This is a genomic window from Ruegeria sp. HKCCA4008 (genome assembly GCF_013033125.1).
Taxonomy (GTDB): domain Bacteria; phylum Pseudomonadota; class Alphaproteobacteria; order Rhodobacterales; family Rhodobacteraceae; genus Ruegeria.
Map to the genome: position 1 here is coordinate 257,560 of NZ_WQDM01000004.1, position 12,210 is coordinate 269,769.

Sequence of the window (12,210 nt, forward strand, 5' to 3'; positions counted from 1 at the left end):
CAATTCGAGAAGAAGGAAACCGATGTGAAGCCTTATCCACGAGACATGACCGGTTACGGTGGGCAAGTTCCCAAAGCAAACTGGCCGAACGACGCCAAAATCGCCATTCAGATCGTGCTGAATTACGAAGAGGGCGGTGAAAACAACGTTCTGCACGGCGATGCCGCATCCGAAGCGTTTCTGTCCGAGATCACCGGAGCCGCCCCTTGGCCGGGGCAACGGCACTGGAACATGGAATCGATCTATGAATACGGCAGCCGCGCGGGGTTCTGGCGCGTGCATCGCCTTTTGCAGGATCTGCCTGTTACCGTCTACGGCGTTGCAACCGCTTTGGCGCGTGCACCTGCACAGGTTGCGGCGATGAAGCATGCCGGGTGGGAGATCGCCAGCCACGGTTTGAAGTGGATTGAACACAAGGACATGGGCGCAGAAGAAGAACGTTCCCAGATCCGCGAAGCAATCCGCCTGCACACAGAGGTTACAGGTCAGCCGCCCCGTGGTTGGTATACGGGCCGCTGTTCGATGAATACGGTCGAACTGGCCGCCAGGGAAGGCGACTTTGCCTATATCGCCGACAGCTACGCCGACGATCTGCCATATTGGATCAAGGCAGGGGGCAAGGATCAACTGATCATGCCTTATACACTGGACTGCAACGATATGCGCTTTGCAATCCAGGCTGGGTTCACCAATGGGGAACAATTCGAAAGCTATCTGAAAGACAGCTTTGATATACTCTATGCCGAGGGTGAGGCGGGCGCGCCCAAGATGCTCTCGATTGGGTTGCACTGCCGTCTGATCGGTCGCCCGGGTCGTGCCATGGCGCTGAAACGCGCACTTGATTATTTCAGAAACCACGACGGTGTCTGGTTCGCAACGCGCGAGCAGATTGCCGACCACTGGGCCAGGAAACACCCACCGGTGCAACGGCTGACCCCGTCCGAAATGGATCGACCAACCTTCGTGTCGGAATTCGGCGGCGTGTTCGAGCATAGCCCGTGGATTGCCGAAGGTGCGTATGAACTGGAACTGGGCCCGACGCATGACAATGCCGCTGGTGTCCACAACGCGCTGGCGCGTGTGTTCCGTTCCGCCTCGCCCGAGCAGCGCCTTGGCGTTCTGACAGCCCACCCGGACCTGGCGGGCAAGCTGGCCGCCGCCGGCCGCCTGACCAAGGAAAGCACCGCGGAACAGGCCGGTGCGGGTCTGGACATGCTGACCGATGAAGAACGCGCAACGTTCACGGCGTTGAACGAAGCCTACACGACCAAGTTCGGCTTTCCTTTCATCATTGCCGTCAAAGACAACACCAAAGCCAGCATTCTGGAAGCCTTTCGCCGTCGCATCGACAATGACCGCGACAGCGAATTTGCCGAAGCCTGCCGTCAGGTCGAGCGCATTGCCGAATTGCGCCTGATCGAGAAGTTCGCGCAATGACGGCTGCCTTGAAACTCCGCCCCTTGACGTCAGAGGCATTTGCACCTTTCGGCGATGTCATCGAAGCGGCTGGCCAGGTGGACAAGCTTATTAATCAGGGTAAATGCGCCCGCTATCACGACCGGGCCGTGTTGGATTTCCACGATGGGCGCGCGGGTATCAGCGTGTTTCAGTCCGAAGCCTTCAGCCTGCCGATCAAGTTGGAAATGGTTGAACGCCATCCGGATGGCAGCCAAGCTTTTTTGCCTTTGTCGGTCAAGCCATTTGTCGTGGTTGTGGCCCCGGATGAAAACGGAACACCCGGGCGGCCCATCGCCTTCAAAACAGCGCCCGGACAGGGAGTGAATTATCATCGCAACACCTGGCATGGCGTTCTGACCCCGCTTCATGCGCCCGGACTTTTTGCGGTGGTCGACCGAATTGGAGCCGGGCCCAACCTCGAAGAGCATTGGTTCGAGGAGGCGTTTGAAATCACAGAATGAGGCGCGTTGCCGGAAGAGGAGCCGGCTGCGAACCTCAAGGGAGGAAAGACCAAATGTCAGATGCATCCATCGGAACGCCGGAACAACTCCGCGATCCGAATTATACTCCGCCGCTGTTGAAGGCGGTGCCGCTTGGAATTCAGCATGTGCTGGCGATGTTCGTGTCCAACGTCACGCCAGCCATTATCGTTTGCGGCGCGGCCGGTTTCGGCTTTGGCTCGAACAGCCCCGATTTTCCACAGATGATCTACATGATCCAGATGTCGATGTTCTTCGCGGGCGTCGCCACGTTGTTTCAGTCCATTGGTGTGGGTCCTGTTGGTGCCCGGTTGCCCATCGTGCAGGGGACTTCGTTTGCCTTCATCCCGATCATGATCCCGCTGGTGGTTGGAAAGGGCGTCGACGCCATTGCCGTTCTGATGGGCGGTATCGTTGTTGGTGGATTGTTCCACGCATTCCTCGGGTTGTTCATTGGACGTATTCGCTTTGCTCTTCCGCCGCTGGTTACGGGCCTTGTGGTGACCATGATCGGCCTGGCCCTTGTCAAAGTCGGCATCCAATATGCCGCCGGCGGTGTGCCCGCCATAGGTACCGAGGAATATGGCTCGGGTCTGAACTGGTTCATGGCCGGAACCGTAATCGTGGTCACGCTTGGCCTGAAATTCTTTGCCCGGGGCATGTTGTCGGTGTCGGCGGTTCTGATCGGACTGCTGGTCGGATACGCCGTGGCCTTCCTGCTTGGCCAGGTGAATCTGGGCAACGTCGGCAACGTGGCATCCTTTGCTCTGCCGAACCCCTTGCATTTTGGTCTTGAATTCTCGGTCGCGGCCATCATCGGTTTCTGTGCAATGTCCTTTGTTTCTGCCGTTGAAACCGTTGGGGACGTATCCGGTATCACCAAAGGGGGCGCTGGCCGCGAAGCCACCGACAGGGAAATACAGGGCGCGACCTATGCCGATGGTCTTGGTACTGCGATCTCTGGCCTGTTTGGGGCGCTGCCGAACACGTCTTTCAGCCAGAATGTCGGGTTGATTGCCATGACCGGAGTCATGAGCCGCATGGTCGTGACCATCGGCGCGGTTTTCCTGATCGTTTGTGGGCTTATCCCAAAGATCGGGGCGATAATCTCGTCCATTCCGATCGAGGTTCTTGGCGGCGGCGTGATCGTGATGTTTGGCATGGTTGTTGCCGCAGGGGTTTCGATGCTGTCGGACGTGAACTGGAACCGGCGCAACATGGTGATTTTTGCAATCGCCCTGAGCCTTGGGCTGGGTTTGCAGCTGGAACCCGACGCGTTGCAATACTTGCCCGGCACATTGAAGGTTCTGGCGACATCAGGAATCCTGCCCGCCGCCGTCATCGCCATTGTATTGAATCTGGTGCTTCCCGAAGAACTTTCCGACGAAGCGACGGAAGAGGTCTCGGGCGGTATGGCCGGACATGGTCTTGGGTCCATCGAGCAAGACGACCACGTCTGATGCGTTCGACCTGATACACTGATCGCCCTGGAAAAAACATGAAGCGGCGCGCCTTGGCGCGCCGCGTTTCATTTTTTGGTCACCATTTAATGGAGATCTGCTGTCAAAAGCTCTCCGCCCAAAAGGACCGCCGAGACAATGCCCAAGAAGGTGTCGCCGTCTTGCTTCAGAAATCGACCTCGATCGCGACCCCTTTCCGAACGGCAAGGTCAACCACGGACGCGGCGACCGCAAGATCTTGAAGGCCCACCCCCGTGCCATCGAACAGCGTGATCTGATTGTCCGATATCCGGCCCGGATCGGTGCCGTTGATGACCGCGCCAAGCTGCGCCACGTCGCTTTCCTGGATCAGGCCTTCGGCCACCGCGTGCTGCGCTTCGCCGATGCTGACGGATTGCGCGACTTCGTCCGTGAACACGCTTGCCCTGGCCAGAAGGGCGGCTTCGACTTCCTGTTTTCCTTTTGTGTCCGTGCCCATGCAGGCGACATGAGTTCCGGGGCTGACATGGTTCGCCATCAGCGAGGGCGCAAAGGCCGAAGTGATCGAAATGATCACATCCGCCTCAGTCATTTCGTCAAGCTCGACCGCCTGGAACGGAACACCGGCTTCATTCGCGACTTTCTCGATATTCGGCAGCATTTCAGGGTGGTAGTTCCAGCCAATGACTTTTTCAAAGGCGCGCTGCTCCAGTGCCGCGCGCAGCTGAAAGGCTGCCTGGTGGCCCGCGCCTATCATGCCTATGACCTTGGCGTCCCTGCGTGCGAGATGCTTGATCGATACCGATGATGCTGCCGCCGTTCGAAGGGCCGTCAGAAGGTTTCCGCCAACCATCGCAGATGGCTTGCCCGTGTCGGGGTCGAAAAGAAACACGGTGGACTGGTGGTTGATCAGCCCGCGTTTTTCCAGATTGTTCGGCCAATAGCCGCCCGCCTTCAGTCCCAACGTCAGGCCGGCGCGGTCAAACCCCCCTTTGAAGCCGTACAGTGCATCTTCGTGCCCGATGGCTTCACGCACGACAGGGAAGTTGTAGGCGTCGCCGGACGCCATTGCGGCAAAGACCTGTTCGACCGCGTCAAAAGCCGCTTGTCGGGTCATAAGGTCAGCGATCTCACGCTCGGGTACGATCAGCATTTCATTCTCCAATCAAACATTCGTGCGCCCGCGTGCCACCGCCGGAAGGAGAGCATACACGCGGGCGGTTGTCTGGCTGCTTCCGAGCCAGCCCTCCCAAACATAGCAAGTTCGGATCAATAAGCGCGTCCGCGGGCGGATACGGGCCAGACGGTCTCGACCTTGCCGTTGCGAACGCCGACATACCAATCATGTACATTTGCGGTTGGGTCGCAGTGCCCCGGAACCAGCCTGAGCTTGTCGTTGACCTTCAGCACGCCGTTCGGGTCCATGACGACGCCGTGTTCGTCTGAACATTTGATGTACTCGACATCATCTCGGCCGAAGATAACGGGCAGGCCGCTGTCCACCGATTGCGCCTTGAGGCCCGCATCGACGATCGCCTTGTCCGCCTTGGCGTGGCTCATGACGCTGGTCAGGATGAAGAATGCGTTTTCCCACTCGCCTTGATCGATCCGGTTGCCGTCCTTGTCCAGGATCCGGCCATAATCGGCGTCCATGAAGGCGTAGGACCCGCATTGCAGTTCGTTGTACACGCCCGAGTTGGATTCGAAGTAATATGAGCCGGTGCCGCCGCCCGAGACCAATTCGCATTCGATGCCTTCGGCTTTGAGGCCTTTAACCGCGTCTTTTACCATCGAAATTGCGGTGTCGAGCTTTTCCTTGCGCGCCTCATAGCTGTCGAGGTGCTGCATGGCCCCCTGATAGGCCTGAATGCCGGTGAATTTCAGGTTCTCGGCTGCTTCGACCGCTTTGGCGATTTCGATCACGTCGGATGTTGTCGTCACACCGCACCGGCCAGCGCCGCAGTCGATTTCGACGAAGACCTCCAACTGTGTTCCGTGATCCACCGCTGCGCCTGAAAGATCCGCGACATTGTCCAGATCATCGACACAGACGATGATGCGGCTGCCCAGCTTTGGCAGGCTGGCAAGACGGTCGATCTTGGCGGGGTCACGCACCTGGTTCGACACCAGAACGTCCTTGATGCCGCCGCGCACGAACACTTCGGCCTCTGAAACTTTCTGGCAGCAGACGCCCACGGCGCCTCCGATCTTCTCCTGCAACTTGGCCACGTCTACCGATTTGTGCATTTTTCCATGCACGCGGTGGCGCATGCCGTGCGCCTTGGCATAGTCGCCCATCTTCTTGATGTTGCGTTCAAGCGCGTCGAGATCGAGCACAAGAGAGGGGGTCTGGATATCTGCTTCATCCATTCCGGGCTTGGCCGGAATGTCAAAACCTACTTCGAAATTGTCGAGATTGGTCATATCTTTCATTTCCGTATTCCTATGTCGGGATTGATGTTACGCGTTCAGCCAGGGCAGCCTGTCCAGATCGACATTGCCCCCGGTTATGATCACGCCGACCCGCTTGCCTTTGAAAGCGTCCGGGTTTTTCAGGATCGTAGCCAGCGGGACGGCCGAAGATGGTTCCATCACGATCCGAAGGTGTTTCCACGTCAGTTTCATCGCTTCGATGATCTCTTGCTCTGAGGCCGTGTAGATTTCAGAGACATGGTTCGACACGAAATGCCAGGTCAGCTCCTTCAGCGGAACCAGCAGCCCGTCGGCAATCGTCTTGGGTGCGTCATCCGCTATGATGTGGCCGGCCTTGAAGCTGCGATAGGCATCGTCGGCCTGTTCCGGTTCCGCCGCGATGATCGCGGTTTCCGGGGCGAGCGTCGACAGGGTCAGACAGGTGCCGGACACCATGCCGCCGCCGCCGATAGGTGCGACCACCGCGTCCAGACCGTCGGTCTGCTCGATGAACTCGCGCGAGCAGGTGCCTTGCCCGGCAATCACGCGCGGATCATTGTAGGGGTGGACAAAATCCCCGCCCGTGGCGACCTGAACCTCGGCAAAGGTCGCTTCGCGCGACGAGGTGGAGGGCTCACATTCCGTGATCTTCCCACCATAGCGCCGCACCGTGTCTTTCTTGGCCTGCGGCGCTGTGCGTGGCATGACGACGTTGCACGGTATGCCCCGCTTCATCGCCGCATAGGACAGGCACGAGGCGTGGTTGCCCGAAGAATGGGTTGCAACGCCTCTCTTGGCCTGATCGTCATCAAGGCCAAACACGGCGTTTGCAGCGCCGCGAACCTTGAAGGCGCCCGGTTCCTGAAAGTTTTCACATTTGAAGAACAGCTGTGCACCGCTCAGCTCGTTCAGAAAGTCCGAAGTACGTATCGATGTGCGGCGGATGAAAGGTTCAATCCGATCATGTGCCGCCAGCACGTCCTCGTAGGTCGGGATATACATGTTGCAGTCCTTCATCATGCGGCGTCCTTTTGAACGGCGCCCGAATGACCGCGATAATATTCCTGCGCAGCCGCCACGCCCGAGCCCAACTGGATGTTCAGGCCCAGGTCGACCATGCACATTTCAGCGGTGGCAATCCCGGACAGGGCCATGACATCCGTCAGGCTTCCCAGATGCCCGATGCGGAATACCTTGCCCGCGACTTCGCCAAGGCCGACACCGAAGGCAACGCCGTATTTTTCGGCCGCGTGCGTTACAATATCGGTGGCGTTGAAACCGTTTGGCGTACGGATCGCGCTGACGGTGTCAGAATATACCGAAGGGTTCGCCGCGCACAGGTCCAGCCCCCAGGCGCCCACGGCGGCACGTACGCCTTCGGCAATACGGTGATGCCGGCCAAAGACGTTTTCCAAACCTTCACCCAGCAGCATGTCACAAGCCTGATTGAGGCCATTCATCAAGCCAACCGCAGGTGTGTAGGGGTATGCGCTGTTGGCATAGCCTTTCGCCATGTCGTGCACGTCAAAGAAGGTGCGGGGCAGGGTCCCTGTGCTGGTCGCGTCCATTGCCCGCTGGCTGAACCCGACGATGGCAAGGCCCGCAGGCAACATGAATCCTTTCTGCGAGCCCGTGACGGCCACATCAACGCCCCATTCGTCAAAACGGAAATCCATGGATCCGATGGATGAAACACCATCGACGAACAGCATTGCGGGGTGCCCGGCAACATTCAGAGCCTTGCGTACAGCGGCAATATCCGATTTCACACCGGTCGCCGTTTCGTTGTGCGTGGCAAGAACAGCCTTGATTTCGTGGCTTGTGTCGGCGGTCAGGATCTCTTCGTAACGATCGGCTGGCAGACCTTCGCCCCAAGGGGTTTCGACGATCTCGACGTTCAGACCGTGGCGCTGGCACATATCGATCCAGCGATGGCTGAACATGCCGTTGCGCGCCGCCAGAACCTTGTCACCGGCCGACAGGGTGTTGGTCAGCGCGGTCTCCCAGCCTCCTGTTCCGGTCGACGGGAAGATGAAGACTTCGGCGCTGTTGCTTTTCAGGACTTTCTGAACACCCGCGCGCGCTGGATGTAGGATTTGCCCGAACAGTGGCGAACGGTGGTCGATCGTAGGCATGTCGCAGGCCTTGCGCAGGCTTTCCGGGATGTTGGTCGGGCCCGGAATGAAAACGGGATTTTGAAAGCTCATGGGTGGTCTCCTTCCGTCGTTGACCACACAATAAGTTCTAGCCGCTCTGCCCGATATATTTTTGAAAAAGACTTTCAAAACACCACGTTTTGAATTTAATTTATAATTGTCAGTGTGTTATATTTTTCATATCATGAATTAGTCTTTCACGAATGATCAAAGGGTTTTTATGGATTCTCAAGACAATACTCGCGAAGTCCGCAGAAAAGCCCGTGGAAGACCACGGGGGTGGGACGACAAGACAGCGCAAAACACGATCAAATCTCTGGACCGTGCGATGGAAGTTTTGGAGTATTTGAGTGAAGCGCAGGGCAAGGCGTTGACCGCGCTGTCCGACGAAATGGGCCAGTCGCCCGCCACAGTTTACCGAATTCTCGTTACGCTTGAGGGCAGGGGACTTGTCGAGTTCGATCATGACGAGCAGGTCTGGCACATCGGTCCTCGTGCGTTCGTAATCGGCTCGCGCTTCCTGCGTCGCACCAGCCTTGTGGACCGGGCCCGACCCGTGATGCGAAAGCTGATGGAGGCCACTGGCGAGACCGCAAACCTGGGGGTCGAAAAAGAAGGAATGGTGCTGTTCCTGAGCCAAGTGGAAACCCATGCCAGCATCCGGGCGTTTTTCCCTCCGGGCACGCTGTCTCCGATGCATGCATCGGGCATCGGGAAAGCTCTGTTGGCATATATGGATGAAGATCGGCTGGATCGGCTGTTGGCCAAGACGGAACTGCGGGCCTTTACGGACCGGTCGATTACCAGCCCGGCCGCGCTGAAAGAAGATCTTGCCAAGGTCAGGGCACAGGGCTTCTCGATAGACAACGAAGAAAAAAACGCGGGTATGCGATGTATCGCTGCGCCGGTTTTCGACATCAACCGAGAGGCTGTAGCCGGGATCTCGGTATCCGGACCGACAAGCCGCGTCAGCGAAGCCGAAATCGCGCGCCTAAGCCGCCCGGTCATCAAGGCGGCGCGTCAGTTAACTCTGGCCATCGGCGGGACTATTTCTGCGCCGCTGTCCTGAGGCGCCGGTGCTGCGGATAAGCCGCTGGCCCCGGCCGCAATGCCATATGACGGTTCACGTCTTTGTACAGCAGGTAACGGAACTTACCCGGCCCGCCTGCATAGCAGGCCTGCGGGCAGAACGCTCGCAACCACATGTAATCGCCGGCCTCGACCTCTACCCAATCATTGTTCAGCCTGTAGACGGCCTTTCCCTCGAGAACATACAGACCATGTTCCATCACATGTGTTTCAAGGAAAGGAATGACGGCGCCGGGCTCGAAAGTCACAAGGGTCACGTGCATATCGTGCCGCAGGTCACTTGGATCGACAAAGCGCGTCGTGGCCCATTTGCCGTCGGTTCCGGGCATCGGCGTCGGCGTGATCTCATTTTCGTTGAGAACCAGAACGTCCGGGCGGTCAAGCCCTTCCACCGCTTCATAAGCCTTTCGAATCCAATGGAAGCGCAGGGTCTCACCACCTCGGTTTCGTAAGGTCCAGTTGCATTCAGCGGGCAGGTAGGCATAGCCGCCGGGAGTCAGCTCGTAGGTCGTGCCGTCGGCCGTCAAGGTCGCTGTGCCTTCGACCACGAACAAAACGCCTTCGGCTTCGGGATCGGTCTCGGGCCGGTCAGAGCCACCGCCGGGCTGAACCTCCATGATGTATTGCGAAAAGGTTTCAGCAAAGCCGCTTAGCGGGCGTGATATCACCCATAAGCGGGTGTCGTCCCAAAACGGCAGAAAACTGGTCACGATATCCCGCATCGTTCCCTTTGGGATCACTGCATACGCGTCAGTAAATACGGCGCGGTCAGTCAGCAATTGCTCCTGACCAGGATGCCCACCGTGTGGCGAATAATACTTGGCGGTCATGCATGCTCCTGAAAAATGTCATATGCCTGAAATATGCGCCGAAGGATCGGGGCGGACCACCCGCAAAAAGTTGACAGCTCTATTCGTGAAGATTTGAAAAATCAGTATTTGGCCGTCGGTAAGCGCGCGCAGCATTGGCATCATGCGCGCGCTGCGCAGCCGGTCGGATCAACGAGGATTGGGTCAGCGTTGCACCGGTCCGACCCCGGACAGATCCGGGGCAATCCGTATCATCTGCGACAGGTCAGGTTTCAGTCCTGCGCTTTTACCGGAAATCATCCCAAGCGGAACGCTTGTCGCTGCGGCGAGTGCATCCTGAACGGGGATCTCTGCTTGTTCCGTCAGAACCCGCACCGCTTTTGTCAGGCACAAGTCGGCCCCGGCCAGAGTGCCGTCCTCCAAAGTCAGCCTGCCGTTTTCCCGCCGGATGCGGCGTCCTTCCAACTGAAACTCGGTCAGTGACGTTCCGGCGACCGCCATTGCATCGCTGACAAGGAAAATCCGCCCTGGTCCGCGCTTGGCGGCCCAGGCAATCCGCATCGTATCGGGATGAACATGGATGCCATCCGCGATCAAGCCCGCCGATAACGATCCGCAGGATAGCGCCGCGCCGACCAGCCCCGGTTCACGACTGCCAAGCTGGCTCATCGCATTGAACAGATGCGTTGCGCACTGCGCCCCGGCCCTTGAAAACGCCTGGCAGGTTTCAAAAGGCGCGTCCGTATGCCCCAGAGAAACGATGACCCCCGCGCGCTTCAATGCTTCAACCTGTTGCAGAGTTGTGCTTTCGGGCGCCAGCGTGACCATCAATGCAGGCAGGTGTTTTGCAGCGTCGATCAGAATTTCCAGATCGGTTTGCTGCATCGGGCGGATCAGGGCGGCATCATGTGCACCCTTGCGTCGCACAGACAGGTGCGGACCTTCCAGATGCAGGCCCGCAATGCCGGGAACACCCGTCTGAACGGCCTGGATGGCGGCATCAATCGCGGCCCGGGTTTTCTCGGCCGTGTCCGTGATCAGGGTTGGCAGGATGCGAGTGGCACCCAGCGCGCGATGAGCGCTGGCGATTTGGGTCAGCGTGTGAACCGATGGATCGTCGTTGAACATCACGCCCCCGCCGCCGTTCACCTGCAAGTCCGCATAGCCGGGGCTGAGGATGTCGCCATGCAGATCCTCGATCTGGTCATCCTGTGCGATCTGGGCCGCAGGCAGCAACGCATCCAGCACACCGTTTCTGAACCGTGCGGCGTATCCTTCACGCAATTCAGTGCCATCGAAGATCGGGCCGCCCGCAAAGGTAACAGTAGAGCTGGTCATACCGTTTCCGTCACTTTTTTCAGATGGCGTGGTGTGTCCGGGTCGATCCCGCGTTGTGTGGCCACCTTTTCCACCATTCCGTAAAACGCAGCGATTGTCGGTATCGGGTCCGTCATCCAATGCGACGTCCGGACATGGGGCAGTTCCGTGGCGTGTTTCACGCGGCCGGTTGTGGCGAAAACCACAGCGCCTTTGGACGCTAGTGCGTCCGCAACTTCGGCCAGATTGTCCTCTGCTGCATCCCCGGACGACAGGGCAAGCACGGGAAAGCCCTGATCCACGATGGAAACCGGGCCGTGCAGAACCTCGGCCGCCGAATAGCTTTCTGCGTGGATCTGGCAAGTTTCCTTGAATTTCAACGCGGCTTCGTTGGAGATTGCCAAAGACAGGCCCCGGCCCAAGGTAAACAAAGAACGCCCATCCACCGCGTCCGCCACGGCGCTCCAGTCGCAGGCGATTGCCGTCGACAAACTGTCCGGCAGCCCATGGATTGCGCGTAACAGGTGATCATCGCGCTTCACCTGCGCAATCAGCCACAGCCCGGCGACCAGAGACGTCACGAATGTCTTTGTCGCCGCGACGCTCAGTTCGGGGCCCGCGTGAATGGGCAGCGTTGCCGCAGCCGCCTCGGCCAGGGCAGAGGCAGGGTTGTTCGTGATCGCAACCGAGTAAGCCCCGCCGGATGTGAGCGACTGCGTGAGCTGCACGATATCCGGGCTCTGACCGGATTGTGAGACTGAGATGCAGATTGCATCCTCGCAACGCATGTCGACCCCGTAGATGGATTTCACCGACGGTCCGACCGAAGCCATCGGCAAACCAAGCAACAGTTCCGAGGCATATTTCAGAAAGCTGCACGCATGATCCGAGGATCCGCGCGCCACCGAGATCAGGAATCGCGGGTCGCGGGCCCGGATCTCGTCGGCGGTTTGCGCGATCAAATCTGCACCTTCGGTCAGAAGGCGGTCTACGGCGTCGGGAATCTCATCGATCTCGCGCCGCATCTGAGTGGTTGTGTCAGGCATTTTCC

General features: G+C 58.7%; 11 protein-coding genes. 4 read left to right on the forward strand and 7 right to left on the reverse strand.

The window, feature by feature from the left end; all coding sequences use genetic code 11:
* The first annotated feature begins 24 nt into the window (after nt 1-24).
* The 3 genes from puuE to GOW60_RS11685 are packed head-to-tail and all read left to right on the forward strand — an operon-like array spanning nt 25 to nt 3,397.
* On the forward strand, nt 25-1,437 hold the full coding sequence (gene puuE / locus GOW60_RS11675; protein WP_371813354.1) for an allantoinase PuuE: 1,413 nt from the start codon (nt 25-27) through the stop codon (nt 1,435-1,437).
* Nucleotides 1,434-1,919: an ureidoglycolate lyase gene (locus tag GOW60_RS11680; protein ID WP_171229404.1), complete on the forward strand. Its 486-nt coding sequence runs from the start codon at nt 1,434-1,436 to the stop codon at nt 1,917-1,919. The genes puuE and GOW60_RS11680 overlap by 4 nt, the downstream gene beginning before the upstream one ends.
* Before the next feature lie 53 nt (nt 1,920-1,972).
* Nucleotides 1,973-3,397 (forward strand): uracil-xanthine permease family protein, encoded by a 1,425-nt coding sequence (locus tag GOW60_RS11685; protein WP_171229405.1) that lies wholly within the window; start codon nt 1,973-1,975, stop codon nt 3,395-3,397.
* 166 nt (nt 3,398-3,563) lie between these two features.
* Here the strand turns inward: GOW60_RS11685 and bhcD are convergent, their stop codons facing one another.
* The 4 genes from bhcD to bhcA form a co-directional block, all read right to left on the reverse strand.
* The gene (gene bhcD / locus GOW60_RS11690; protein ID WP_171229406.1) at nt 3,564-4,529 is read right to left on the reverse strand and encodes an iminosuccinate reductase BhcD; all 966 of its coding nucleotides are present in this window, start codon (nt 4,527-4,529) and stop codon (nt 3,564-3,566) included.
* Between the two features lie 116 nt (nt 4,530-4,645).
* Nucleotides 4,646-5,809 carry a 3-hydroxy-D-aspartate aldolase BhcC gene (bhcC, locus tag GOW60_RS11695; protein WP_171229407.1) on the reverse strand — a complete coding sequence of 388 codons (1,164 nt, stop codon included), beginning with the start codon at nt 5,807-5,809 and terminating at the stop codon, nt 4,646-4,648.
* A gap of 27 nt (nt 5,810-5,836) precedes the next feature.
* Complete coding sequence (gene bhcB / locus GOW60_RS11700) at nt 5,837-6,805, reverse strand: beta-hydroxyaspartate dehydratase BhcB (RefSeq protein ID WP_171229408.1); 969 nt, start codon at nt 6,803-6,805, stop codon at nt 5,837-5,839.
* On the reverse strand, nt 6,805-7,995 hold the full coding sequence (gene bhcA / locus GOW60_RS11705) for an L-aspartate--glyoxylate aminotransferase BhcA (RefSeq protein ID WP_171229409.1): 1,191 nt from the start codon (nt 7,993-7,995) through the stop codon (nt 6,805-6,807). The genes bhcB and bhcA overlap by 1 nt, the downstream gene beginning before the upstream one ends.
* Before the next feature lie 169 nt (nt 7,996-8,164).
* Here bhcA and bhcR point away from each other — a divergent pair, with 169 nt between their 5' ends.
* Nucleotides 8,165-9,013: an HTH-type transcriptional regulator BhcR gene (gene bhcR / locus GOW60_RS11710; protein WP_171229410.1), complete on the forward strand. Its 849-nt coding sequence runs from the start codon at nt 8,165-8,167 to the stop codon at nt 9,011-9,013.
* On the opposite strand, the gene GOW60_RS11715 is transcribed toward bhcR, so the two are convergent.
* The 3 genes from GOW60_RS11715 to GOW60_RS11725 form a co-directional block, all read right to left on the reverse strand.
* Nucleotides 8,991-9,863 carry a bifunctional allantoicase/(S)-ureidoglycine aminohydrolase gene (locus GOW60_RS11715; protein ID WP_171229411.1) on the reverse strand — a complete coding sequence of 291 codons (873 nt, stop codon included), beginning with the start codon at nt 9,861-9,863 and terminating at the stop codon, nt 8,991-8,993. The two genes, bhcR and GOW60_RS11715, sit on opposite strands and share 23 nt — an antisense overlap.
* A 183-nt stretch (nt 9,864-10,046) precedes the next feature.
* Nucleotides 10,047-11,180, reverse strand: a complete 1,134-nt coding sequence (nagA, locus tag GOW60_RS11720; protein WP_171229412.1) for an N-acetylglucosamine-6-phosphate deacetylase — start codon at nt 11,178-11,180, stop codon at nt 10,047-10,049.
* Nucleotides 11,177-12,205 carry an SIS domain-containing protein gene (locus tag GOW60_RS11725; protein ID WP_171118054.1) on the reverse strand — a complete coding sequence of 343 codons (1,029 nt, stop codon included), beginning with the start codon at nt 12,203-12,205 and terminating at the stop codon, nt 11,177-11,179. The genes nagA and GOW60_RS11725 overlap by 4 nt, the downstream gene beginning before the upstream one ends.
* Nucleotides 12,206-12,210: the final 5 nt, after the last annotated feature.